Raw genomic sequence first — 23,966 nt, 5'->3', positions numbered from 1 at the left:
TTCGGTTGAAGGCTCCCGAACGGGGTGTCAGGTGCCGGTGATGTTCACGAGGATGCTCGTCTCACCGCTGCGCGGCGACGCCCCTCACTCCGAGGTCCTGACCGACCTCATGCGCGCGTTCTTCGCCGCAGGGCACGACGAGAAGGTGCTCCTGGGAGTCGGGATCTGGCTCCCCACCGGCCCCGAGGACTACGCCGTTCCGGACCTCTCCCTGGTGAGCGCCGACATCGACAGTCACCTCGTCGAGAACAACTGCTACGCCCCCGCGTGCTTCCGCCTCGTCCTGGAGGTCACCTCCGACAACTGGCGGACCGACCTCCACACCAAGGTCGGCGCGTATGCCGCCGCCGGTGTGCCGGTCTACGTGGTCGTCGACCGGGAGCACGAGAGGCTGCACGTCTTCACGGAGCCCGCCGGGGACACGTACGCGAGCCATCACGTACACGCCCCCGGCGAGACCGCCGTGCTCGGCGCCGACGTCACCGTGGACGTCTCCGCCGTCCTCGAAGCGGGCCGCTAGCCGACCACTTCCCCCTCCCGAAGCTCCACGTCCTGCACCAACGGCCCCTCCCCCACGCTCACATGCCGAGCCGACGACCCGTACGACGGGGCTGTGACCGCGAGGAGGTACATCCCCGGCGTCGGGACCGCGAGGATGTAGGAGCCGTCGGCCAGGGTGGTGACGTGGTCGAGTTGGCGGCCTCCGCCTTGGGAGAGGAGGGTCACCGCCGCGTCGGGGACGGGGTCGCCCTCCGTGTCGCGGACGAAGCCGTGGACGACGGATGCGGGGCCGTGGGCCGCAGAGGCATCCGACCGCTCCTCCGCCGGTTCCACCGCCAGGTGCGGGAGGCGTTTCTCCAGCCAGGGCGGGAGCCACCAGTTGGAGTCGCCGAGGAGGTGCATGGCGGCGGGGACCAGGGCCGTGCGGAGGATGAACGCGTCCAGGGCGACGGCGACCGCCAAGCCGACGCCGGCCATCGCCGCCCCGGCGTCCCCGCTGAGGACGAACGCGAGGAACACGCACACCATGATGAGCGCGGCGGAGTTGATGACGCGGCTGGTCTCGGCGAGCCCGACCCGTACCGCGCGGGCGTTGTCGCGGGTGTGGACCCACTCCTCGTGCATGCGGCTCACCAGGAACACCTGGTAGTCCATGGAGAGCCCGAAGAGCAGGGACAGCATGATGACGGGCAGGAAGGCGTTGATGGGCCCCTCCTTGCCGAGGCCCAGCAGTTCGAGCCCCCAGCCCCACTGGAAGATCGCGACGAGGACCCCGAACGAGGCGGCGGCGGCGACGAGGTTCATCACGGCCGCCGTCAACGGCACGACCAGCGACCGGAAGGCGACGAGGAGCAGCAGGAAGCCGAGCCCGATGATCGTCGCGACGAAGAGCGGGAGCCGGTCGCCGGTGACGGTCGCGAAGTCCTTGGAGACGGCCGTGACACCCCCGACGTGCGCGCTGACCCCCGCCTGCGGGATGACCCGGTCGCGCAGGGTGTCGATCAGATCGTCGGTCTCCCGGGACTGCGGCGAGGTCGTGGGGACGACCTGGACGACGGTGACGCCCTGGGCCGGCGGCAGCGCGGCCACCCGCGCGACCCCCTCGGTCGCCTCGATCCCCCGGACCAGCGCGGCCGTGTCCCCGCCGCTCGCGACGACCTGGAGGGGCCCGTTGAAGCCGGGCCCGAAGCCCTCCGCGAGGAGGTCGTACGCCTGCCGGGTCGTCGTGGTGGAGTCGTCGTTGCCCTGGTCGGTCGCGCCGAGCCGCAGGGACAGCACGGGCAGCGCGAGGACGACCATGACGGCGAACGCGAGCGCGGCGATCGACCGGGGCCGCCGCTGGACGGTCCCGGACCAGCGGGCGGCGGGCCCGCTCGCCTTCTCCGCCTCGGGCCCCTCGGCGGCCAGCCGTCGCCGCTGCTTGCGGCTCAGCACGCGCGGCCCGAGGAAGCCGAGCAGCGCGGGCAGCAGGGTCGTCGCGGCGAGGACGCTGAGGACGACCGTCAGGGACGTCCCGATGACGACGCCGTCGAGGAAGCGCAGGTTCGTGACGAGCATCCCGGCGAGCGCGATGCAGACCGTGCCGCCCGCGAACAGCACCGCGCGCCCGGAGGTGTTGAGCGCGGTGACGGCGGAGTCCTCGGGGTCGAGGCCGCGCAGCACGCCCTTGCGGTGCCGGGTGACGATGAACAGGGCGTAGTCGATGCCGACGCCGAGGCCGATCAGGGAGGCCAGCAGCGGGGCGAGGTCGGGGATGTCGGTGGTGTGGCTGAGGAGCTGCGTGCCGAACAGGCCCATGCCGACGCCGAAGACGGCGATGGCGATCGGCAGGAGCATCGCGAACAGCGAGCCGAACGCGAGGAACAGGACGATCGCCGCCGCCGCGAGCCCGACCATCTCCGCGAGGCCCGTGGGCGGCTCCTGGACGCGCTGGATGGCCTGTCCCCCCAGCTCGACCCGCAGACCGGACTGTTCGGCGCCCTGAGCGGCGTCCACGACCTTCTCGATCAGCTCCTTGGGCACCTCGTTGGCCTGCTTGGTGAACGTCACCTGCGCGTAGGCGATCGTCCCGTCCCGGCTGATCTGCGCCGCCCCGGCGTCCCCCGCGTACGGCCCGGCGACGTCACCGACGCCGGCCATTCCCGCGATCTCCTTCAGCGCGGGTTCGATCCGGCGCCGTACGGCGTCGTCGCGGACCGTTCCGCCGTCCGTCTTCCACACGACCGTGTCGGTGTCGCCCGCGCGCGCCGGGAACGCCTTCTCCATCAGGTCGTACGCCTTCTTGGAGTCCGTGTCCGGGAGCGAGAAGACGTTCGCGTAATTGGTGCCGGCGGCCGATGCCGCGAACCCCATCCCGAACAGTGCCCCCACCCACAGCAACAGGACCACCAGCCGGTGCCGGTAGCACCAGCGTGCCAATGCCGCCACGCTTCAACTCCTTTTCTTCTCCGGTCGGTTCGGTCGGTCCCCCAGGTCCTGAGTGACAGCATCGACAGGAGCACGCGCGGCTGGACATCCACTGGGCGCGACTCTCAAGGAACTCCAAAGAGAAACCCCCCACGGCCGCCTCCGGGGCCCCGATACTGAGGGCATGACAACGGCTCCGGGCACCGTGCTGGTCGTGGAGGACGAGCCGAGCATCGCCGACGTCCTCGCCATCGCCCTGCGCTTCCACGGCTTCGGGGTGATGGTCGCGGGCACGGTCCGCGAGGCCCTCGCGCTCGCCGGCCGCACCCGGCCCGACGTGGCGCTCCTCGACGTGATCCTCCCGGACGGCGACGGGCGGGCGCTGGGCCGTGAACTGCGCTCCCGCCGGGCCGACCTGGCGATCGTGTTCCTCACCGCGCGGGACTCGCCCGCCGAGATCGTCGGCGCGCTCGGCTTCGGCGACGACTACATCACCAAGCCGTTCGACATCGACGTCGTCGTCGCCCGGATCGGCGCGGTGCTGCGGCGCACGCGCGCGGCGGACGTCCTGCCGCAGCGCCCGCCGCTGCGCTACGGCGACCTCGAACTCGACGAGACGACGTACAGCGTGCACCGCGCGGGGCGCACGGTGGAGCTGACGCCGACCGAGTACGCGCTGCTGCGGTTCCTGGTGCGCAACGGCGGCCGGATCGTCCCCAAGGAGCAACTCCTGCGCCACGTCTGGCAGTACGAGCACACGCCGCCCGAGTCGACCGTCGTCGAGACGTACATCAGCTATCTGCGGCGCAAGCTGTCCGCCCTGGGGCCGCCGGTGATCACGACGCGGCGCGGGGTGGGGTACGGGCTGGCGTGATGGGCATCCCGCGCGCGTGGGCGATGCGTTCGCTGCGGGTGAAGCTGACGCTGGCGAACGTCGCGCTGCTCGCCCTCGGGATCACGGCGGCGACGGCCGTGAGTCTGATGGCGATGCGGCACTACCTGGTCGGGCAGATCGACTCCGGGCTGACCAAGACGCGGGCCTCGCTGGAGAGTTCGCAGCTCACCCTCCGGGACATCGACTCGCTGACCGTCCTCGCGTTCATCCGCGACCAGGTGGCGCCGGAGCGGTCGGGGGAGCCGTCGACGCCGGACTCGGTGTTCGCCGCCGTCGACGACCGGGGGAACGCGCTGCCGCTGTTCGGGATCGGGCCGACGGAGGCGCAGAGGGGGATCGCCGAGGCCGTCGGGCCGCCCGCGCGGCTCATGCGGCGCAGCACCCCCCAGGACGTCGAGCTGCACGGCGCCCCCTACCGGGCGACCGCGACGCGCCTCAAGGACGGCACGAACATCCTGATGGCGACCTCCGCCGACGGCCTCCACAAGGGCATGGCGAAGGCGCTGCGGGCCGATCTCGCCGTCGGGGGGCTGCTGCTGGCGCTCCTCGCGTGCCTGACGCTGTTCAGCGTGCGGCGCCGGATGCAGCCGCTTGAGGACATGGTCGAGACGTCGTCCGCGATCGCCGAGGGGGACCTGACCCGGCGGGTGCCGTCCAGCCGGGAGGCCACGCAGGAGGTCGAGCAGCTGCGGCTGGCCCTCAACTCGATGCTGCACCAGGTCGAGACGGCGTACCGCACCCGCGAGCGCAGCGGCGCCCAGCTGCGCAGTTTCGTCGCGGACGCCTCGCACGAGCTGCGCACCCCGCTGGCCGCGATCCGGGGCTATCTCCAGCTGTACGACAAGGGGATGCTGCGCGAGGAGGAAGAGCGGCTGCGGGCCTGGGACCGGATGAACGCCGAGGTCGACCGGATGGGCCGGCTGGTGGACGAACTCCTCACGCTGGCCCGCCTCGACCAGCATCCCGAACTGCGGCTGCGCCCCGTCGACATCACGCGGCTCGTGCGGGACGCGGCGCAGGATCTGCGGGCCCAGCAGCCGGCGCGTCCGCTGACCGTGGAGGCGTCGGGGACGCTGCTCCTCCAGGCCGACGAGTCGGGGCTGCGGCAGGTGCTGGGCAACCTCGTCTCCAACGTCCGCACCCACACCCCGCCGGACGTCCCGGTCCACCTCTCGGTGCACCGCGAGGACACCGGCGTGCTCGTCCGGATCGCCGACGAGGGCCCCGGCCTCACCCCCGAGAACGCCTCCCGCGTCTTCGACCGCTTCTTCCGCACCGGCAACGCCGCCGGCAGCGGCCTGGGCCTCGCGATCGTCCAGGGCGTCATCGACGCCCACAACGGAACCGTCACCGTGAAGACGGCCCCGGGCAAGGGCCTCGCGGTGACGGTGGTGCTGCCGCAACGGCCGTCAGGGTGTCCCTAGATCCAGCCGAGGCTCCACAGGCGGAAGACGCCGTTGCCGTCGGCGAGGTACTGGCTGCCGCTGATGTCCTCGGTGGCGACGACGTACTCCTTGCGCTGCCACAGGGGGATGACGGGGGCGTCCTCGGCGACGTCGTCCTGGAGGCGGCGGAAGTCGTCGGAGACGCGGCTGCGGTCGGCGTACTGCTGGCTGTCCTGGATGAGCTTGTCGACGGCCTTGTTGCTGTAGCCGGTGTTCATCGTGGAGTCGGTGCCGACGAGGGGGGCGGCGAAGGTGTCGGCGTCGGGGTAGTCGGCGACCCAGCCGACGGCGTACGCGTCGAGCTTGCCGGTGGCCCACTGCTTCTGGAAGTCGGTCCACTCGTACGGCTTGACGTTCACCTTGAACAGCCCGCCCGTTTCGAGCTGGCGCTTCAGCTCGGCGGTCTCCTGCGCGGCGACGCCGGTCTTGCCGTAGCCGTAGGTGATGGTGACGGGCGTGCTGACGCCGGCGGCCTGGAGGAGCGCCTTGGCCTTGGCGACGCTCGTCTTCGGGTAGGCGTCGAAGAACGACGTGGTGTGCCCGGTGATCCCGGCGGGGATCAGCGAGTACAGGGGGTCGACGGTGCCGTCGTACACGGACGTCGCGAGCTGCTGGCGGTCGATGAGCCAGGCGGCGGCGCGGCGCACGCGCGCGTCGTGCAGGGGGGAGTCCGCGCGGGTGTTGAAGTACAGGTTGCGCGTCTCGGAGCTCTCGGCCTCGTTGACCCGCTGGTCGGGGTCGCTGGCGTTGAGGGAGGCGAGCATCTCGGGCGGCAGCTGCCGGGCGGCGACGGAGACGTCGCGCGCCTTCCAGGCGGCCTCCAGCTTCGTGGAGTCCTCGTAGTAGCGCAGCTCGATCGGCTTGCCCGCCTTGAACGCGCCCTTGTAGTTCCCGTTCGGCTCCAGGTCGACCTTCTTGCCCTTGGAGTACCCGGAGAGCGTGTAGGGACCGGTGCCGTCGACGCCGTCGCCCGTACGGAGCTTGTTCTCGGGGTACTTCGTGCTGTCGACGATCGAGCCGACGCCGGTCGCGAGCTTGAACGGGAACGTCGCGTCGGCGGAGGTCAGGTGGAAGACGACGTTGTCGCCGTCCGCGTCGACGGACTTGAGGGTGGACAGCAGGGAGGACGGCCCGACCGGGGAGTTGATCTTCTTGATCCGGTCGATGGAGTACTTGACGTCCTTCGGCGTGACCTTGCGCCCGCTGGGGAACTTGAGGTCGGTGCGCAGCTCGCACTGGTACGTCGTCAGCCCGCCGCTCGCGAAGCCGCAGCTCTTGGCCGCGTCCGGGACGGGCGAGACGCCGCCCGGCGCGTACGTCAGCAGCGACTGGAAGACGTTGCTGTACAGCGCCCAGGAGCCGGCGTCGTACGAGCCCGCCGGGTCTAGGGACGTGATGGTGTCCGTCGTACCGACCACGATGGTCTTGTCGTCGCCGGAAGAGGACGGCAGCAACTGCCACCCGCCCACGCCGACAGCGGCCAGTACGGCGAGCGCCGCGATGATCCGCATGCGAACAGATCGCATGGTGGTGCCCTGCCTCCCCAGGCCCTTCACGGGCCCAGCCTTACGAAAAAAAGGGCCACTCCCCTGAATGGCCGGCTCACCTAATCACACACGCTTTCCCCCAGGGAAGGCTAATCGGATGAGATGAGAGAGAACTTACCCGAACACAGGTTTCGGTCCGGTTTCACAGGGTCTCCACAGCCGGTAGGGCGCCGCGCTCACGCCTGACGGGACGCCAGCTCGATGACGGTGACGTCGGACGGCGCGCCCACGCGCGTGGGCGGCCCCCAGGCGCCGGCGCCGTTGGAGACGTACAACTGCGTGTCGTCGTAGCGCTCCAGGCCGGAGACCGTGGGGTTGGCGGCCTCCGCGAAGTACTTGCCGGGCCAGAGCTGGCCGCCGTGGGTGTGGCCGGAGAGCTGGAGGTCGACGCCGTGGTCGACGGCGTCGTGGATCTGCACGGGCTGGTGGGCGAGGAGCACGCACGCGCGCGCGGTGTCGCGGTCGCCGAGCGCCTTGGTGAAGTCGGGGCCCTGGCCCTCGCTCTCGCCCGCGATGTCGTTGACCCCGGCGAGGTCGAACCAGGGGAGTTCGGTGCGCTCGTTCTCCAGCGGGCGCAGGCCGAGGCGGCGGACCTCGTCGACCCACTGCTCGGCGCCGGAGAAGTACTCGTGGTTCCCGGTGACGAAGAACCCGCCGTGCCGGGCCCGGAGTTGGGCGAGGGGGGCGGCGGCCGGGCCGAGGTCCTTGACGCTGCCGTCGACCAGGTCGCCGACGATCGCGATCAGGTCGGGCTGCGTGCCGTTGATGGTGTCGACGACCTTCTGCGCGAACCCCCGGCCCAGGATCGGACTGAGGTGAATGTCACTGACGACGGCGATCCGGTAACCGTGCGCCCCGCGCGGGAGCTTGGCCAGCGGGACCGTGACGCGTTTCACCTTCGGGCCGCGCAGGACGCCGTACGTGCCGTACCCGACGGTCCCGACGGCGGCGGTGGCGGCGGCTCCGGCGACGACACGGGAGACGAAGAGGCGGCGGGAGGGGACGGCGAGAGGGCTGGGCGCCTCGGGGACGGGGGCCGCCCGCGGGGGCTCAGGGGCCTGGGAGGCGTCCGGCGCCGCCGGGACCTCGGAGAGGGTGCGCGCGGGCTCCTGAGGGGCCTTCACGGGCTCGGAGGAGGTCTCCTCGGCGCGCCCGCGTGCCGCCCGACGCTCCAGGTACAGCCGCAGCAGGGGCCGTACGGCCTCCCCCGCCAGGACCGCCAGCAGCAGGTACATCGCGAGGGCCAGCCACAGGAAGCCCGGCCAGGCCAGGGTGCGCTGGAGCCAGAAGGGGGCGCCGGTGCGCTCGGCCACCAGGCCGGTGATCGCGAGGACCCAGCCGCCCGCGATCAGGGCGGCACCGGCCCGGCGGGGCCACCCCGGGCCCCGGGTCGTGTCGCGGAACAGCCGGCGCCACAGGTACCAGTTGCCGGTCACCAGGACGCCCAGGACGAGCGCGCCGAAGACGATCACCATGACTGTCGTAAACCCCTTGTCCCGTCGGTCATTGCGGTGGCTCGATCCGCTACTGCGTGAAGCGCAGGGCGCGCAGTGAACGCAACCCGATGAGCCCGATGGCCGTCCCCAATACGAAGGACACGACCGCGAGCGTCAGGTGCACCCAGAAGTACGCCGTGGGATGTCCGTCGTCGAACGCGAGACCGCTCCCGTCCTTGATCAGATTTTTCACGAAAGTGATCCAGATGACCCAGCTCCACACCCCGAAGGCGAGCAGGAACCAGGAGAGGGGGCGGTTGAGCTTCATGCGGCCAGTATCGCCGCCGGGTGTCCGGTTCCGGCGGCCGGGTGGGGTGGGCGGTGGGACTTCCCCCCGGGCGGCGGGTACGTTCGGCGTCGTGCCCGCACCCATGAACCGGGCCGTCAGGCGATCCCTGACGGTCACCGCCGCCACGCTCACGACCGCCGCGCTCACCGCGCCCTTCGCCGTCGCCGCCCCCTCGCCGAGCCCGTCGCCGAGCCCCTCGGTGACGCCGCCCGCGAAGATGTCGTCCGTCGGGGGCGCCCGGCTGGCGCTGCCGGGGACGCAGGCGGATCTGGCGAACGGGGCGCCCGTGCTGCCGAAGGACATCACCGCGCGGTCGTGGATCGTCGCGGACGCGGAGTCGGGGGAGGTGCTCGCGGCGCACAACGCGCACTGGCGGCTGCCGCCGGCGAGCACGATGAAGATGCTGTTCGCGGACACCGTGCTGCCGCGTTTCCCGAAGACCACGCAGCACAAGGTGGAGCGGGCCGAACTGGACGGCATGGGGTCGGGTTCCAGCCTCGTCGGCATAAAGGAGGGCGAGACCTACTCCGTGCACGACCTGTGGCTCGGGGTGTTCCTGCGGTCCGGGAACGACGCGGTGCGGGTGCTGTCGGCGATGAACGGGGGCGTGCCGGCGACGGTGACCGAGATGAACGCCCACGCGGAGGAGTTGCAGGCCCTCGACACGCACGTGATCTCGCCCGACGGGTACGACGCCCCCGGGCAGGTGTCGTCCGCGTACGACCTGACGCTGATCGCCCGTTCGGGGCTCCAGAAGAAGGACTTCCGGGAGTACGCGTCGACCGTGCGCGCGAAGTTCCCCGGGGAGACGAAGAAGGACGCGAAGACCGGGAAGACCACCCGGACCCCCTTCGAGATCCAGAACACCAACCGTCTCCTCAGCGGCGACTACGACATCGCCCAGTACCAGGGCATCGCGGGCGTCAAGAACGGCAACACCACCAACGCGGGCGCGACGTTCACGGGCGTCGCCGAACGCGCGGGCCGGGTCCTCCTGGTGACGGTCATGAACCCGGCCAAGGAGGACCACAACGAGGTCTACAAGGAGACCGCCGCCCTCTTCGACTGGGGCTTCCAGGCCGCCGGCAAGACCCGCCCCATCGGCGAGCTGGTCCCCCCGAAGAACGCCGCCCCCGCGACCGCCCAGCCCGGCTCCGCCAGCACCACCACCCCCACCGGCCAGGCGGGCGGCACCGACAACGCCTCGGGCACCCCGGTCGCCGCGAAGACCGCCACGCACGGTTCGGGCGGGATGGGCACGGCGATGGCCATCACCGGCGGAATGCTCGTGCTGCTCGCCGGGGGCGTGTTCCTCGTCAACCGCAAGTGGCCCTCCGGGAAGACGGCACAGGCGGGAGAGACGGCGCCCGGCGAACCGGAGGAGAAGCCGGGGCCCGAGGAGAAACCGGAGAAGCCGGGGGCCTGAGCCCTTCAGTCCCCGCCCTCCTCCGCCTCGCTCTCCTCCCCCGCCCGCGTAGCCGTCCAAGCCGCGCAGTACAGCACCAGCTTGGCCGTCAGGTTGATCCACAGGAGGAGGGCGACGGGGACGCCGAAGGCGCCGTACATGGACTTGGTGGCGACGCTTTGCAGGTAACTACTGAGGACGAGTTTGAGGAGTTCGAAGCCGACGGCGCCGAGGAGGGCGGCTTCGAGGAGGCGGCGGCGGGGAGGGTCGACGCCGGGGAGCAGGGTGAGGACGTAGAGGAGGAGCAGGAAGTCGGCGAGGACGGCGACCGCGAAGGCGGCCACGCGCAGCAGCAGCGCCCCCCAGCCGTGCTCGTCGAGGCCGAGCGCGTCGGCGACGTTGCCGACCGTCCAGGTGGCGACCGTGGACGCGGCGAAGGTCAGCAGGACCGCGCCGCCGAACCCGAGCAGGACGCCCGCGTCCTTCGCCTTGACGAGGACGGGGTTGCCGGCGTCGTCCGGCAGCTCCCAGACCGCGCGCAGGCAGTCCCGCATCTGGCCGACCCAGCCGAGCCCCGTGAACAGCAGGACGGCGCCGGCGATGAGTCCGACGGTCCCGGCGTTCTGGACGAGCGAGGCGACGTCCAGCTGCCCGGAGATCCCCGGCACCTGGTCCGCGATCCGCTCCTCCAGGCGCCGCTGCTGGTCACCGCTGAGCGCGGCGGCCGTGACGGCGGCGGCCAGCGTCAGCAGCGGGAACAGCGAGACGAAGCTGATGAACGTCATCGCGGCGGCGAGCCGCGTCCACTTCACCTTGTCGAGCCGCTCGTACGACCGCCACGCGTGCGTGGCCGTCAGCCGTACGGTCAGCGGCCCCACCACGGGGAGCCCTTTCAGCCAGTCCATGATCCGAACTCTGCCTCACGTCGTGCCGGAAGACCCAGGTACGGGTTCCCCAGAACCGCAGGACCGTAGCCAGCGCCATCCCGACGCCCGCCCCGGAGACCGTGTCGGCGAGCCGGGAGGTGAGGCCGAGGCCGTAGTGACTGACGGCGAGACAGAGGAGCTGGACGAGGGCGCCCGCGAGGTTGACGGCGAGGAACACGGCGCGGGGCCGCGCTCCCCGCACGCGCGCGTGCCGGTACGTGGTGCGCGCGTTGCCCCAGTAGGCGACCGCGCAGCCCGCCAGGAAGGACAGCGACTTCGCGGTGAGGGGGCCGAGTCCGGCGGGCCCCCTCAGGTACGTGAAGAGCGCGAGGTCGGTGGCGTAGGCGAGCGCCCCGACGGCCGCGAAGGACACGACCTCCCCCCGGAGACCTCCCGGCCTCACCAACCCGCCACCGCCAGCCCGTACATCGCCATCCACACCACCCCGATCACCGCGAGGGCCCGGTCCCCGAGGACGACCTCCTCGGGCTCCCCGGCGGTCCCCCGGTCCGCGAACACGGCGTACCGGAGCACCGCGAGGATGAACGCGGCCATCGACAGCTGACGCCACGGCAGCACGCTCGCCCCGCTCTCGCCCTCCAGCGCCCACAGGCAGTACCCGAGGACGGCGACCCCGGCGGCGAGCTGCCACACGAACCGCAGGTACCCGGTCGTGTACTCGGTGAGCAACGCGCGCGTGGCGCCCGCCTTCCCGGCCATCTGGACGGCCTCGGAGTACCGCTTCGCGGCGACCATGAACAGCGCCCCGAACCCGGTGGTGATGAGGAACCACCGCGACAGCGGGATGCCCAGCGCGAGCCCCCCGGCGGTGGCCCGCATGAGGAACCCGGTGGAGACGACGGCGAGATCGACGACGAGGACGTGCTTGAGGCGCACGCAGTACGCCAGTTGCAGCGCCACGTACGCCGCCAGGAGCGCCGCGACCCCGGGCGTGGAGAGCCGGAGGGCCAGCACCGGTCCCGAGACCGCGAGCAGGCCGCCCACGGCGTACGCGACGGGCACGGGGACCTGTCCGGCGGCGACCGGGCGGTGGCGTTTCGTGGGGTGCGCGCGGTCCGCGTCGGCGTCGCGCGCGTCGTTGACCAGGTAGACGGCCGCCGCGCAGGCGGTGAACAGGACGAAGACGAGGGCGAGTCGACTCACCGTGTGCCAGGACGGCAGGCGTCCGGCGGCGGCGGGCGCGGCGACCACTAGGACGTTCTTGACCCACTGCTTGGGCCGGGCGGTCCGCAGCAGGCCGCGAAGGAGCCCGCGCGGCGGTCCGGCGGGCGGGGGCTGCGGCCCGGACCGGGTGCGCTGCGAGTGGAGTTCGGGCGCGGTCTGCGTCATACCGGCACGCCCGCCCGTGTCCGGCGCGCGCCCATGTGCGCGCCCACGCGCGCGGTGACCGCGCCGAGCGCCGCGCCCGCCACGACGTCCGACGGCCAGTGGACGCCGGCGACGAGCCGGGAGACGCACATCGCGGCGGCCAGCGGCACCACGGCGCACGCGTTGCGGGAACCGAGCGCCCAGTAGGCGACGGCAGCCGCCGCCGCTGACGCCGCGTGGGAGCTGGGGAAGGAGTGCCGCCCGGCGGTCCGCACGAGGGGGGTGACATGGCCGGGGCGGGGGCGTCGTACGACGCGTTTCACGCCGATGCTGAGCGCGTGCGCGCCCGCCGTGAGCGCCGTGGCGCGCAGCCAGCGCTCCCGCCGGGCCCCGTCGACGGCCGCTCCGGCGAGTCCCGCAGCGATCCACACCGCGCCGTGCTCCCCGGCCCACGACAGGGCGCGCGTGGCCGCCGCGACCCGGGGATCGGCGCCGCGCGCGTGGAGCGCGTCCAGGAGGCGCCGGTCGTAGTTCTCGTCCATATCCGCCCACTGTTCACGCCCAGACGGCCGCACAACCGGCAATATTGGGCGAAATCCCATTTATCACCCATTTCGGGGAGGGGATTTGATGTTGACGAGGTTTCAGGACTAAACGCCACCAACGGGACGCTACGGTCACCGACATGCCTGCCGAGACCGCTTCCGTCACCGGATGGGGCCGCACCGCCCCCTCCACGGCCCGCCTGATCCGCCCAGGGACGTACGAGGAGGCCGTGGCGGCCGTCCGGGGCTGCGGGGCCCGGGGAGGCATCCCGAGGGGCCTGGGACGGGCGTACGGCGACGCGGCGCAGAACGCGGGCGGTGCCGTCCTCGACATGACCGGGCTGGACAAGGTCCACGCGATCGACGCCTCCGAGGGCGTCGTCCTGTGCGACGCGGGCGTCTCCCTGCACCGCCTGATGGAGGTTCTCCTCCCGCTGGGCTGGTTCGTGCCGGTCACCCCGGGGACCCGGTACGTCACCGTCGGCGGCGCGATCGGCGCCGACATCCACGGCAAGAACCACCACGCGTCCGGCTCCTTCGCCCGGCACGTCCCCTCGTTCGAGCTGCTCACCGCCGACGGCACGGTCCGCACCGTCCGCCAGGGCACCCCCCTGTTCGACGCGACCGCCGGGGGCATGGGCCTGACCGGGGTGATCCTCACCGCGCGCGTGCGCCTGCTGCCCGTCGAGACGTCCCTGATGAGCGTCGACACCGAACGCGCCGCCGACCTCGACGACCTGATGGCCCGGCTGACCGAGAGCGACCGCCACCACCGGTACTCCGTCGCCTGGATCGACCTCCTCGCGCGCGGGGCGTCCACCGGCCGCGCCGTCCTCACACGCGGCGACCACGCGCACCTGGACGCGCTCCCCGCCCGCGCGCGTCGGCAGCCCCTCGCGTTCCGCCCCCCGACGCTCCCCGCCGCCCCCGCCTTCCTCCCCGGCGGCCTGCTGACCCGGACGACCGTCGGCGCCTTCAACGAACTCTGGTTCCGGCGGGCCCCCCGCGCGCGTGCCGGTGAACTCCAGCGGATCTCCACGTTCTTCCACCCCCTGGACGGCGTCCCGCACTGGAACCGGATCTACGGGCGGGCCGGTTTCGTGCAGTACCAGTTCGTCGTCGGGCACGGGCAGGAGGAGGCGCTGCGGCGGATCGTCCGGCGGATCTCGGAGCGGCGCTGCCCGTCGTTCCTCGCGGTCCTCAAGCGGTTCGGGGAGGGCGACCCCGGGTGGCTCTCCTTCCCGCGCCCCGGCTGGACCCTCGCGCTCGACGTCCCGGCCGCCCTGCCCGGCCTCGCGGGCTTCCTGGACGAGCTGGACGAGGAGGTCGCCGGCGCGGGCGGGCGCGTGTACCTCGCCAAGGACTCCCGGCTGCGGCCGGAGCTGCTCGGCGCGATGTACGCGCGCGTGGACGACTTCCGTGAACTGCGCGCCCAGCTCGACCCGCGCGGGGTGTTCGTGTCCGACCTCGCGCGCCGGCTGTCCCTCTGAAAATCATGAGTCACGGTGAAATCTGAAACGGAGTCACGGTGAAAGACGCCTTCGGCCTCCCCCAGTCCCTCCTGATCCTCGGCGGCACCTCCGAGATCGCCCTCGCCACCGCCCGCCGCCTGATCGCCCGCCGCGCCCGCACGGTGTGGCTCGCGGGCCGTCCCTCCCCCGCGCTGGAGGAGGCCGCTTCGGACCTGCGGGTGCTCGGCGCGGACGTCCGCACGGTCGCCTTCGACGCCCTCGACACCGAGTCCCACGAGACCGCCCTCGGGAAGGTCTTCGCGGAGGGGGACATCGACGTCGTCCTCCTCGCGTTCGGCGTGCTCGGGGACCAGGCGCACGACGAGCGCGAGCCCCTCGCCGCCGCCCGGGTCGCGCAGACGAACTACACCGGGGCCGTCTCCTCGGGCCTCGTCGCCGCCCGCGCGCTCCAGACGCAGGGCCACGGCTCCCTCGTCGTCCTCTCCTCCGTCGCCGGGGAACGCGCCCGCCGCGCGAACTTCATCTACGGCTCCAGCAAGGCGGGCCTCGACGCCTTCGCCCAGGGCCTCGGGGACGCGCTGCACGGGACAGGGGTGCACGTCATGGTCGTCCGCCCCGGCTTCGTCCGTACCCGGATGACGGCGGGCCTCCCGGAGGCGCCCCTCGCCACCACCCCCGAGGCGGTCGCCACGGCGATCGAGGCGGGGCTGCGGCGGCGGGCGGAGACGGTGTGGGTGCCGGGGGTGCTGCGGGTCGTGATGTCGGCGCTGCGGCACGTCCCGCGCGGGGTGTTCCGCCGGCTGCCTCTCTAGAGGCTGGGCACCGAGTCGACCGGCGCCGACGCCTGGGGCGGGACGACCGGGCTGCCGAAGGGGTACTCGCGGAGTTGCCGCCACACCCCGTCCGGTCCCTGCGCGTAGAGCGCGAAGCCGGTGCAGGACCACTCCGCCTCGTACCCGGAGAGTTCCTCGTACGCACGGTCCATCGCGGACTCGTCGATGCCGTGGGCGACCGTGACGTGCGGGTGGTAGGGGAAGTGCAGCTCCCGGGCGACCGGGCCGGAGGCGTCGCGGACCTGCTGCTGGAGCCGGGCGCACTCCTCGACGCCCTCGACGACCCGGACGAACACGACCGGGGACAGCGGCCGGAAGGTGCCGGTCCCCGACAGGCGCATCGGGAACGGGCGGCCCGCGCGGGCGACGTCCGTCAGATGCGTCCGGACGGCGGGCAGCGCCTCGCCGTCCACCTCCGTCGGCGGGAGCAGCGTGACGTGCGTGGGGATGCCGTGCGCGGCGGCGTCGCCGAAGCCCGCGCGCAGCTCCTGGAGCAGGCTGCCGTGAGGCTCCGGGACCGCGATCGACACGCCGATCGTTACGGTCCCCACGTCGTCTCCTGTCATCTGGTGTCTGTGCGTTCGGCTATCGACTGTACGGCCACCGCCCGCGTGTGGGCAGGCGCAGCCGTAGTGATGTGCAGCGCTCTTCTCCGGCGGACGCCGGTGTCGTTCCTGCGGTGGTGCGCGCTCAGTGCTTCGCGGGGAGGAAGCCGACCCGGTCGTACGTGCTCGCGAGGGTCTCGGCGGCCACGGAGCGCGCCTTCTCCGCGCCCTTCGCGAGGATCGAGTCCAGCGTCTCCGGGTCGTCCAGGTACTGCTGGGTGCGCTCCCTGAAGGGGGTCACGAAATCTACGACGACGTCCGCGAGGTCCGTCTTGAGGGCGCCGTACATCTTGCCCTCGTACTCCGCCTCCAGGTCGGCGACGCTCTTGCCGGTCAGCGTCGAGTAGACCGTCAGGAGGTTGCTGACGCCGGGCTTCTCCGCCGGGTCGTAGCGGACGACCGTGTCGGTGTCGGTGACGGCGCTCTTGACCTTCTTCGCGGTCGCCTTCGGGTCGTCCAGGAGGTTGATGAGGCCCTTCGGCGTGGACGCCGACTTGCTCATCTTGACCGTCGGGTCCTGGAGGTCGTAGATCTTCGCCGTCTCCTTGAGGATGTACGGCTTCGGGATCGTGAACGTCTCGCCGAAGCGGCCGTTGAACCGCTCGGCCAGGTCGCGCGTCAGCTCGATGTGCTGGCGCTGGTCCTCGCCGACCGGGACCTCGTTCGCCTGGTACAGCAGGATGTCCGCGACCTGGAGGATCGGGTACGTGAACAGGCCGACCGTCGCGCTCTCCGCGCCCTGGCGCGCCGACTTGTCCTTGAACTGCGTCATCCGCGACGCCTCGCCGAAGCCGGTCAGGCAGTTCATCACCCACCCGAGCTGCGCGTGCTCCGGGACGTGGCTCTGCACGAACAGCGTGCAGCGCTCCGGGTCGAGCCCGGCCGCGAGCAGCTGTGCCGTCGCGAGGCGGGTGTTGGCCCGCAGCTCCGCCGGGTCCTGCGGGATCGTGATCGCGTGCAGGTCGACGACCATGTAGAACGCGTCGTGCGACTCCTGGAGCGCCACCCACTGGCGCACCGCGCCGAGGTAGTTGCCGAGGTGGAACGAGCCGGCGGTGGGCTGGATGCCGGAGAGCACACGGGGTCGAGCAGAGGCCATGGGTCCATTGTCTCAGGTTCCGGGGGGCGGTTCGGAACGGGCGGGGGACGAAACGCGGGCGGGGGTGTACGAAGGGGGTGGGGAGAGGGGGCGGCGACGATGCCGGAGCGGGGGACCAGGGTTCGGGTGCTGGGGGTGTGCGCGGTGCTGCCGGCGCTGTGGGCGGGGCCGTCCGCCTCCGCATCCGCCGCCGCCGAGGTGCCGGACACGGCCGTGGTGATCGACGGGACGTCCGGGCGGGCCTCGGCCGTGCGGTCCGGCGAGGAGCGGTTCGACCGGCTCTGGGAACTGTTCGAGCCGACGTACACGGGGACCGTGCCGGTGCCCTCCGCCTGGGGCGAGGGGCGGTATCCCGCCGTGCGGCTCACCGTCGTGTGGGGGCTGACCGGGGTCGGGGGGTGGCCGCAGACCTCGCGGGCGCCCGGCGGGGACGTCGCGATGGAGGTCGTGGACCAGCTGGTCGTGGCGGCGGACGGGACGCCGTGGGTGCGGCGGGACGTGTCGCCGGTCGTCGAGGACGACGACGTGCGGTGGCATCGGGTGGACCGGGGGGCGTACGAGCGGTGGGCCGGGGGGCCGGAGCAGGCCGACAGCCCGGGTGACTCGCACGAAGGCGTGGCCCGGTGGGCGGTTCCGGGGGGTGTGGGGGTGGTGCTGGGGGTCTGCGGGACGCTGCTGATACGCCGCGCGGCGGGCCGGCGTGGTGCCGGACCGCCGCGCGAGGAGCCTCGTCAGGAGCTGATCGAGCTGTAGTCGAGTGGTGAGGGGCCGCTCAGCCCAGGTCGATCTCCGGGTACAGCGGGAAGCCCTGGACCAGGTCCGTCGCGCGCTGGGCGATCTCCTGGGAGACCTTCTCGTCGAGGACGTGGGCCGCCTTCGAGGGCGCGCCGGACTTGGTGGTGCCCGCCTCCGTGGCCGTCAGGACGCGGTCGATCAGGGCGGCCACCTCGTCCATCTCGGCGGTGCCGAGGCCGCGGGTCGTGAGGGCGGGGGTGCCGATGCGGATGCCGGAGGTGTACCAGGCGCCGTTGGGGTCGGCCGGGATCGCGTTGCGGTTCGTGACGATGCCGGAGTCGAGGAGGGCCGCCTCCGCCTGGCGGCCCGTCAGGCCGTAGGACGTGGAGACGTCGATGAGGTTGAGGTGGTTGTCGGTGCCGCCGGTGACCAGGGTCGCCCCGCGCCGCGTCAGGCCCTCGGCGAGCGCGCGCGAGTTGTCGACGATGCGCTGGGCGTAGTCCTGGAAGGAGGGCTGGCGGGCCTCCGCCAGGGCGACCGCCTTGGCGGCCATGACGTGCGGGAGGGGGCCGCCGAGGACCATCGGGCAGCCCCGGTCGACCTGGTCCTTGAGGGAGTCGTCGCACAGGACCATGCCGCCCCGGGGGCCGCGCAGGGACTTGTGGGTGGTGGTCGTGACGATCTGGGCGTGCGGGACCGGGTCGAAGTCGCCGGTGAGGACCTTGCCCGCGACGAGGCCCGCGAAGTGCGCCATGTCGACCATCAGCGTCGCGCCGACCTCGTCCGCGATCTCCCGCATGACGCGGAAGTTCACCAGCCGGGGGTACGCGGAGTACCCGGCGACGAGGATGAGCGGCTTGAACTCGCGGGCCTGGGCGCGCAGGGCGTCGTAGTCGATGAGCCCGGTCGCCGGGTCGGTGCCGTAGGAGCGCTGGTCGAACATCTTGCCGGAGATGTTGGGCCGGAAGCCGTGGGTGAGGTGGCCGCCCGCGTCGAGGGACATGCCGAGCATCCGCTGGTTGCCGAAGGCGTTGCGCAGCTCGGCCCAGTCCGCCTCGGAGAGGTCGTTGATCTGGCGGACGCCGGTCTTCGCGAGGAACGGCACCTCGACCCGGTCCGCGAGGACGGCCCAGAAGGCGACGAGGTTGGCGTCGATCCCGGAGTGCGGCTGGACGTACGCGTGCCGGGCGCCGAACAGCTCGCGGGCGTGCTCGGCGGCGAGCGACTCGACGGTGTCGACGTTGCGGCACCCGGCGTAGAAGCGGCGGCCGACCGTGCCCTCGGCGTACTTGTCGCTGAACCAGTTCCCCATGGCCAGGAGGGTCGCCGGGGAGGCGTAGTTCTCGGACGCGATCAGCTTGAGCATCTCGCGCTGGTCGTGGACCTCCTGGCCGATGGCGTCGGCGACGCGCGGCTCGACCGCGCGGATGACGTCGAGGGCGGCGCGGAAGGCGGTGGACTGGGTGGAGAGGGGCTCGGACATGAGACCTCCGGACGTAGGGCTACGGCGTTCGGTGTTCAGGTTCGGCCCAGGCGCACGGCTCTTGGTCTTTCCCGGGCCGCTCCCCGATGGTCCGTCCCATCCCAGCGCGCCAGTCACGGCCCTCGGTCAGCCTACCCGGTGGCCTCGATCCGCCAGTGGCCCACCTCGCGGTACGCGGAGTCGTACACGGGCGATCCGTCGCCCGGTTTCAGGTCGTAGTGGTGCAGGTTCCCGCCCCAGTAGCGCAGGGCCCGGCCGAGTTCCTCGACGGGGCGTTCGGGGTCGACGGTGACTTCCAGAACGAATCTCATGGGGTCAATTTTTTCACTGAAGTGCTATGTGAGACTTGGGCAACAAATACGACCGGTCACCATGACAGGGTGCCCGAAAAGTCTCAAACGGGGGTGAGGGTCGATTGCGTACGGCCGCTCTGGCCCGCGCGGCGGGGATCTCGACCCAGCAGGTCCGCAACTACGTCGCCGCGGGCGTCCTCCCGCCGGTCCCCCGCACCCCTTCCGGCCACCGCGCCTTCACCGAGACCCACCTCCACGCCCTCCGCACCCTGCGCGCGATGGCCGCGGGCCACGGCTGGCCCACCGCCCGCACCACCCTCCGCGCGCTCCACACCGGCGACCTCCCCACCGCCCTCGCCGCCCTGGACGCGAGCCACGCGGCCCTGGACCGCGAACGCGCGGAGCTGTCGGCCGTCCGGGCGGCCCTGTCCGACGGCGCTCTCGACGCGTACGAGGGACAGCGCGCCCTGCGGATCGGCGAGGCGGCCCTGGTCGTCGGCGTCCGGCCCCCGGTGCTGCGGCTGTGGGAGGAGCGGGGGCTGCTGCGGCCGGTGCGGGAGCCCGGCACCGGCTACCGCCGCTACCCGCGCGCGGAGGTCCGCGCCGCCCAGCTCGTGGCCCTCCTGCGCCGCACCCACCACCGCCTCGACGCCGTCGCCCCGCTGCTGACGGCCCTCCGCGAGCACGGCGACACCGACGGCCTCCGCGCGGAACTCGCCCTGCGGGAGGCCGACGTGCACCGCCGGAGCCTCGAACGCCTCAGGGCTTCGGCGGCGCTGCACGCCTACCTCGACGCCGGCACCGTCCCCGGCACCGGCCTCGACCCCGGTCTCAGCGGATGAGGTGCGGGACGAACCGCGCGTACTCGTCCGTCACCAGCCCCGCCGACTCCCGTATCCCGAGCCCCGCCGACTCCCCCTCGACGGTCCACGCCCCCAGCACGACGTGGTTCCCGTCGAACGCGGGCAGGGGCGCCAACTCCTGGTAGCAGCAGGGCTCTTCGCGCACGACGGGGTCGGCGCCAGGCCGGTGGACGGCGACTCCGGCGCCCTCGCGGCCCAGGAGCGGCTTGGAGACGTACCCCGCCGTCCCGGCCAGCTCGCGGGGGCCGTCGAGGTAGGCGGGGAGGAGGTTGGGGTGGCCGGGGTACAGCTCCCAGAGGACCGCCAGCAGCGCCTTGTTGCTGAGGAGCATCTTCCAGGCGGGCTCGATCCACAGGGTGCTGCCGGTGCCGCCGCCGTTGTCGAGGGTGTCGAGGACGTGGGAGCCGAAGCGGTCCGTCGTCAACCACTCCCAGGGGTAGAGCTTGAAGCAACTCCTGATGAACCGGAGCTTGTTGTCGACGAAGCGGCCGGAGAGCCGGTCGAAGCCGATGTCCTCGACGGGGAGCCAGTCGGTGGCGAGGCCCGCCTGTTCGGCCGTCTCCTTGAGGTAGGCGACGGTCATCAGGTCCTCGCCGAGTTCGTCGGCCGTGGAGTGCGCGAAGTACAGGGGGCTGCCGGGCGGCAGCAGGTCGCCCTGTTTCTTCCAGGCGGCGACGAGGCGTTCATGGAGGGAGTTCCACTGGTCGGCGCCGGGGAAGCGGTCCTCCATCCAGAACCACTGGGGGGACGCCGCCTCGACCAGGGAGGTCGGGGTGTCGGCGTTGTACTCCAGCATCTTCGCCGGGCCGGTGCCGTCGTAGCGCAGGTCGAACCGGCCGTAGACGGACGGGAGTTCGGCGCGGCGGTGCCAGGACTCGGCGACGGCGGCGACGACCCGGGGGTCGGTGATGCCGAGGTCGGGGAAGCGGTTCGCGGAGACGATGTGGTCCGCCGCCGCGAGGCACATGCGGTGCAGCTCCTCGACGGTCTCCTCCAGGGTCTCGACCTCGTCGAGGGTGAAGGAGTAGTAGGCGCTCTCGTCCCAGTACGGGCGCAGCTCGCCGTCCGCGTGCCGGGCGAGCGGGTAGACGAGGCCCTGTTCCTCGACGGTCCGCTGCCAGTCCGGGCGGGGCGTGATGGTGTGGCGTATCACGGCGTCTCCGGCTCAGCCGCCGGAGCTGCCGTGGCCGCCGTCGCTGCCGCCGATACCGCCCCGGTCGACGCCGCCGCTGCCGCCGGAAGTGCTCGACGAACCGCCGGAGCCCGAGCGGGACTGCCGGAAGGAGCCGTCCTCCACCCACGAGCCGCTCTTCTTGCCGCCGTAGTACCAGGCCGACGACGAGACGCTCTTGGTCGACTTGCAGTTCCGGTCGGCGACGACCTTGTAGCCCTTCGCCGCGTTGTAGCTGTTGCGGTCGACGCAGCGTTTGTCCGCGTCGGACGAGCACGCGGTGAGGGCCACCGCGAGGATGCCGACGCCGCCGAGGACGACCGTGCCCGAGCGAAGTCTTCTGGGTGTGTCCGCCATGTCCTGCTCTCCCCGTTGTCGTACTGTTGTCGTATTAGGCCATGCGTTCGGGTGTCAGCCTAGAGATCGGTGAGAGTCGGTGTGCGGCTGCCCCCTGTGGAGAGCACCCCCCTACAGTCCGTTTGTGATGTTTGGGATGGTGTGCGCGCTGGCCGCTGCGGTCTGTTTCGGTACGGCGACGGTGTGGCAGGCGGTGGCCACCAGGGAAGCGGCGGCGGCCGAGCCGGGTGGCGGGGAGGCGGCGCTGCTGCTGCGGGCCGTGCGGCGGTGGCGGTACGTCGCGGGGCTCGGGCTCGACGGGCTGGGGTTCGTGTTCCAGGTGCTCGCGCTCAGGTCGGTGCCGATCTACGCGGTCGGCGCGGCGCTCGCGGCGAGCCTCGCGGTGACGGCGGTGGTGGCGGCGCGGATGCTGCGGGTGCGGCTGAGCCGGACGGAGTGGGCGGCGGTCGCGGTGGTGTGCGCGGGGCTCGCGATGCTGGGGCTGGCCTCCGGGGCGGAGGGGTCGCGGACCGGGTCGGACGCGCTGCGGTGGGCGGTGCTGGGGGCCGCCGTCGCGATTCTGCTGCTCGGGCTCTGCGGGGGGCGGCTGCCGGAGCGGGGGCGGGCGCTGACGCTGGGGCTCGGGGCGGGGTTCGGGTTCGGGGTGGTCGAGGTGGGGGTGCGGCTGATCGACTCGCTGCGGCCCGCGTCGCTGTTCGGGAATCCGGCGTCGTACGGGCTGCTGCTGGGCGGGGGTGCGGCGTTCCTGTTGCTCACCTCGGCGATCCAGCGGGGGTCGGTGACCGCCGCGACCGCCGGGATGGTGATCGGGGAGACCGTCGGGCCCGCCGCCGTGGGGGTGGTCTGGCTCGGGGACCGGACCCGGGAGGGGCTCGGGTGGCTCGCGGTGCTGGGGTTCGCGGTGGCGGTGGTGGGGGCGCTGGCGCTGGCGCGGTTCGGGGAGGCGCCGGAGGGGGACACGTCCGCGTCGCCGTCGCCCCAGTAAACTCGGCCGACGTGGCGGACACCCAGTACGAAGACCTGTTGCGACGCGTGCTCGACTCCGGGACGGCCAAGGCCGACCGGACGGGCACCGGTACCCGGAGTGTCTTCGGGCACCAACTGCGCTACGACCTCGCGCAGGGGTTCCCCCTGATCACCACCAAGAAGGTGCACCTCAAGTCGATCGTGTACGAGCTGCTGTGGTTCCTGCGGGGCGACTCGAACGTGAAGTGGCTCCAGGAGAACGGCGTCACGATCTGGGACGAGTGGGCGGACGCGGACGGCGAGCTGGGCCCGGTGTACGGCGTCCAGTGGCGCTCCTGGCCGACGCCGGACGGGCACCACATCGACCAGCTCAGCGAGGTCCTGGAGACGCTGCGCAAGGACCCCGACTCCCGCCGGATGATCGTCTCCGCGTGGAACGTCGCCCAGCTCTCCGAGATGGCGCTCGCCCCCTGCCACGCGTTCTTCCAGTTCTACGTCGCGGACGGCAGGCTCTCCTGCCAGCTGTACCAGCGCAGCGCCGACCTGTTCCTCGGCGTCCCCTTCAACATCGCGAGCTACGCGCTGCTGACGCACATGGTCGCGCAGCAAGTGGGCCTGGAACCGGGTGACTTCATCTGGACCGGCGGGGACTGCCACATCTACGACAACCACGTCACCCAGGTCACGCAGCAGCTCTCCCGCACCCCCCTCGACTTCCCTCGGCTGAAGCTGCACGAGGCCGCCTCCCTCTTCGCTTACACGTACGACGACGTCGAGGTCGTCGACTACAAGCACCACCCCGCCATCAAGGCCCCGGTGGCGGTGTGAACGTCGGCCTGATCTGGGCGCAGACGCTCAGCGGCGTCATCGGCGCCGCCGACACCATCCCCTGGCGGCTGCCCGAGGACATGGCCCACTTCAAGGCCACCACCCTGGGCCACCCGGTCATCATGGGCCGCCGCACCTGGGACTCCCTCCCCCCGCGTTTCCGCCCCCTCCCCGGCCGCCGCAACATCGTGATCACCCGCACCCCTGACTGGACGTCCGAGGGCGCCACCCGCGCGGGTTCGCTCCCCGAGGCCCTCAGCCTCGCCGGGGACGACCCCTGGGTCATCGGAGGCGGCGAGATCTACCGAGCGGCCCTGCACCACGCGACCCGCCTGTCCGTGACAGAGATCGACGCGGAGATCCCCGGCGACACGTACGCCCCCGAACTGGACGAGTCGTGGCAGGTCACCCGGGACGGCGACTGGCTGACCTCCACATCGAACCTGCGCTACCGGATCAGGGAGTTCACCCGCTAGA

The 23,966-nt window shown here is 72.2% G+C and carries 24 protein-coding genes, 1 pseudogene and 1 riboswitch; of the genes and pseudogenes, 11 read left to right on the top strand and 14 right to left on the bottom strand.

The window, feature by feature from the left end:
- Positions 1-40 precede the first annotated feature (40 nt).
- Positions 41-520 (top strand): Uma2 family endonuclease, encoded by a 480-nt coding sequence (locus ABZX85_RS19640; RefSeq protein WP_355869755.1) that lies wholly within the window; start codon positions 41-43, stop codon positions 518-520.
- Here the strand turns inward: ABZX85_RS19640 and ABZX85_RS19635 are convergent.
- Positions 517-2,919 (bottom strand): MMPL family transporter, encoded by a 2,403-nt coding sequence (locus tag ABZX85_RS19635; protein ID WP_355869980.1) that lies wholly within the window; start codon positions 2,917-2,919, stop codon positions 517-519. The two genes, ABZX85_RS19640 and ABZX85_RS19635, sit on opposite strands and share 4 nt — an antisense overlap.
- A gap of 172 nt (positions 2,920-3,091) precedes the next feature.
- Between ABZX85_RS19635 and ABZX85_RS19630 the strand changes: the two genes are divergently transcribed.
- Positions 3,092-3,781: a response regulator transcription factor gene (locus tag ABZX85_RS19630; RefSeq protein ID WP_355869752.1), complete on the top strand. Its 690-nt coding sequence runs from the start codon at positions 3,092-3,094 to the stop codon at positions 3,779-3,781.
- Positions 3,781-5,226: a HAMP domain-containing sensor histidine kinase gene (locus tag ABZX85_RS19625; RefSeq protein ID WP_355869749.1), complete on the top strand. Its 1,446-nt coding sequence runs from the start codon at positions 3,781-3,783 to the stop codon at positions 5,224-5,226. Before ABZX85_RS19630 ends, ABZX85_RS19625 begins: the two co-directional genes overlap by 1 nt.
- Here ABZX85_RS19625 and ABZX85_RS19620 read toward each other — a convergent pair.
- The 3 genes from ABZX85_RS19620 to ABZX85_RS19610 all read right to left on the bottom strand — a co-directional run bounded on the left by ABZX85_RS19620 (position 5,223) and on the right by ABZX85_RS19610 (position 8,558).
- Complete coding sequence (locus ABZX85_RS19620) at positions 5,223-6,773, bottom strand: ABC transporter substrate-binding protein (protein WP_355869746.1); 1,551 nt, start codon at positions 6,771-6,773, stop codon at positions 5,223-5,225. The genes ABZX85_RS19625 and ABZX85_RS19620 overlap by 4 nt on opposite strands.
- Before the next feature lie 197 nt (positions 6,774-6,970).
- Complete coding sequence (locus tag ABZX85_RS19615) at positions 6,971-8,269, bottom strand: metallophosphoesterase (RefSeq protein ID WP_355869744.1); 1,299 nt, start codon at positions 8,267-8,269, stop codon at positions 6,971-6,973.
- 49 nt (positions 8,270-8,318) lie between these two features.
- Positions 8,319-8,558: a hypothetical protein gene (locus ABZX85_RS19610; RefSeq protein ID WP_355869741.1), complete on the bottom strand. Its 240-nt coding sequence runs from the start codon at positions 8,556-8,558 to the stop codon at positions 8,319-8,321.
- 91 nt (positions 8,559-8,649) lie between these two features.
- Here ABZX85_RS19610 and ABZX85_RS19605 point away from each other — a divergent pair, with 91 nt between their 5' ends.
- Positions 8,650-10,005, top strand: coding sequence for a D-alanyl-D-alanine carboxypeptidase (locus tag ABZX85_RS19605; RefSeq protein ID WP_355869738.1), 1,356 nt, complete (start codon positions 8,650-8,652; stop codon positions 10,003-10,005).
- Between the two features lie 5 nt (positions 10,006-10,010).
- Here the strand turns inward: ABZX85_RS19605 and ABZX85_RS19600 are convergent, their stop codons facing one another.
- The 4 genes and pseudogenes from ABZX85_RS19600 to ABZX85_RS19585 form a co-directional block, all read right to left on the bottom strand.
- Entirely contained in the window at positions 10,011-10,889 is an 879-nt protein-coding gene (locus ABZX85_RS19600) for a YihY/virulence factor BrkB family protein (protein ID WP_355869735.1), read from the bottom strand.
- A gap of 25 nt (positions 10,890-10,914) precedes the next feature.
- Positions 10,915-11,349 (bottom strand): annotated as a pseudogene (locus tag ABZX85_RS19595) (GtrA family protein); the annotation flags it as partial.
- Positions 11,310-12,260 carry a decaprenyl-phosphate phosphoribosyltransferase gene (locus ABZX85_RS19590; RefSeq protein WP_355869732.1) on the bottom strand — a complete coding sequence of 317 codons (951 nt, stop codon included), beginning with the start codon at positions 12,258-12,260 and terminating at the stop codon, positions 11,310-11,312. The gene ABZX85_RS19590 and the pseudogene ABZX85_RS19595, both read right to left, overlap by 40 nt.
- The gene (locus ABZX85_RS19585) at positions 12,257-12,781 is read right to left on the bottom strand and encodes a phosphatase PAP2 family protein (protein ID WP_355869729.1); all 525 of its coding nucleotides are present in this window, start codon (positions 12,779-12,781) and stop codon (positions 12,257-12,259) included. The genes ABZX85_RS19590 and ABZX85_RS19585 overlap by 4 nt, the downstream gene beginning before the upstream one ends.
- Positions 12,782-12,924: 143 nt before the next feature.
- On the opposite strand from ABZX85_RS19585, the gene ABZX85_RS19580 reads away from it, so the two are divergent.
- Both ABZX85_RS19580 and ABZX85_RS19575 read left to right on the top strand, forming a co-directional pair.
- On the top strand, positions 12,925-14,274 hold the full coding sequence (locus ABZX85_RS19580; RefSeq protein ID WP_355869726.1) for an FAD-binding oxidoreductase: 1,350 nt from the start codon (positions 12,925-12,927) through the stop codon (positions 14,272-14,274).
- A 38-nt stretch (positions 14,275-14,312) separates the two neighbouring features.
- Positions 14,313-15,068, top strand: a complete 756-nt coding sequence (locus ABZX85_RS19575; protein ID WP_355869723.1) for a decaprenylphospho-beta-D-erythro-pentofuranosid-2-ulose 2-reductase — start codon at positions 14,313-14,315, stop codon at positions 15,066-15,068.
- On the opposite strand, the gene ABZX85_RS19570 is transcribed toward ABZX85_RS19575, so the two are convergent.
- Positions 15,065-15,640 carry a 2'-5' RNA ligase family protein gene (locus ABZX85_RS19570; protein WP_355869720.1) on the bottom strand — a complete coding sequence of 192 codons (576 nt, stop codon included), beginning with the start codon at positions 15,638-15,640 and terminating at the stop codon, positions 15,065-15,067. The genes ABZX85_RS19575 and ABZX85_RS19570 overlap by 4 nt on opposite strands.
- A gap of 139 nt (positions 15,641-15,779) precedes the next feature.
- On the bottom strand, positions 15,780-16,793 hold the full coding sequence (gene trpS, locus ABZX85_RS19565) for a tryptophan--tRNA ligase (protein ID WP_355869717.1): 1,014 nt from the start codon (positions 16,791-16,793) through the stop codon (positions 15,780-15,782).
- Positions 16,794-16,892: 99 nt separating this feature from the next.
- Here trpS and ABZX85_RS19560 point away from each other — a divergent pair, with 99 nt between their 5' ends.
- Positions 16,893-17,546, top strand: a complete 654-nt coding sequence (locus ABZX85_RS19560; RefSeq protein ID WP_355869714.1) for a hypothetical protein — start codon at positions 16,893-16,895, stop codon at positions 17,544-17,546.
- 19 nt (positions 17,547-17,565) lie between these two features.
- On the opposite strand, the gene ABZX85_RS19555 is transcribed toward ABZX85_RS19560, so the two are convergent.
- Together ABZX85_RS19555 and ABZX85_RS19550 are read right to left on the bottom strand one after the other, a co-directional pair.
- Positions 17,566-19,011 carry a glycine hydroxymethyltransferase gene (locus tag ABZX85_RS19555; RefSeq protein WP_355869711.1) on the bottom strand — a complete coding sequence of 482 codons (1,446 nt, stop codon included), beginning with the start codon at positions 19,009-19,011 and terminating at the stop codon, positions 17,566-17,568.
- Positions 19,012-19,048: 37 nt separating this feature from the next.
- Positions 19,049-19,138, bottom strand: a riboswitch (ZMP/ZTP riboswitch).
- Between the two features lie 4 nt (positions 19,139-19,142).
- Positions 19,143-19,322, bottom strand: coding sequence for a hypothetical protein (locus ABZX85_RS19550; RefSeq protein ID WP_355869708.1), 180 nt, complete (start codon positions 19,320-19,322; stop codon positions 19,143-19,145).
- A 104-nt stretch (positions 19,323-19,426) separates the two neighbouring features.
- On the opposite strand from ABZX85_RS19550, the gene ABZX85_RS19545 reads away from it, so the two are divergent.
- A complete protein-coding gene (locus ABZX85_RS19545; RefSeq protein ID WP_355869705.1) occupies positions 19,427-20,146 on the top strand; it encodes a MerR family transcriptional regulator in 720 nt (239 codons plus the stop codon).
- Here ABZX85_RS19545 and ABZX85_RS19540 read toward each other — a convergent pair.
- Both ABZX85_RS19540 and ABZX85_RS19535 read right to left on the bottom strand, forming a co-directional pair.
- Positions 20,136-21,320: a glutathionylspermidine synthase family protein gene (locus tag ABZX85_RS19540; RefSeq protein ID WP_355869702.1), complete on the bottom strand. Its 1,185-nt coding sequence runs from the start codon at positions 21,318-21,320 to the stop codon at positions 20,136-20,138. The two genes, ABZX85_RS19545 and ABZX85_RS19540, sit on opposite strands and share 11 nt — an antisense overlap.
- 12 nt (positions 21,321-21,332) lie before the next feature.
- Positions 21,333-21,695: a hypothetical protein gene (locus ABZX85_RS19535; protein ID WP_355869700.1), complete on the bottom strand. Its 363-nt coding sequence runs from the start codon at positions 21,693-21,695 to the stop codon at positions 21,333-21,335.
- Between the two features lie 136 nt (positions 21,696-21,831).
- Between ABZX85_RS19535 and ABZX85_RS19530 the strand changes: the two genes are divergently transcribed.
- The 3 genes from ABZX85_RS19530 to ABZX85_RS19520 are packed head-to-tail and all read left to right on the top strand — an operon-like array spanning position 21,832 to position 23,965.
- Positions 21,832-22,680 (top strand): hypothetical protein, encoded by an 849-nt coding sequence (locus ABZX85_RS19530; RefSeq protein WP_355869977.1) that lies wholly within the window; start codon positions 21,832-21,834, stop codon positions 22,678-22,680.
- An 11-nt stretch (positions 22,681-22,691) separates the two neighbouring features.
- Positions 22,692-23,489: a thymidylate synthase gene (locus ABZX85_RS19525; protein ID WP_355869697.1), complete on the top strand. Its 798-nt coding sequence runs from the start codon at positions 22,692-22,694 to the stop codon at positions 23,487-23,489.
- Positions 23,486-23,965 (top strand): dihydrofolate reductase, encoded by a 480-nt coding sequence (locus ABZX85_RS19520; protein WP_355869694.1) that lies wholly within the window; start codon positions 23,486-23,488, stop codon positions 23,963-23,965. Before ABZX85_RS19525 ends, ABZX85_RS19520 begins: the two co-directional genes overlap by 4 nt.
- Position 23,966: the final 1 nt, after the last annotated feature.

Origin of the sequence: Streptomyces sp. NPDC004539 (genome assembly GCF_040610055.1) — a bacterium.
Taxonomy (GTDB): Bacteria; Actinomycetota; Actinomycetes; order Streptomycetales; family Streptomycetaceae; genus Streptomyces.
Note: the sequence above shows the minus strand (reverse complement) of the source record. Positions and strands in the feature narration are given on the sequence as shown.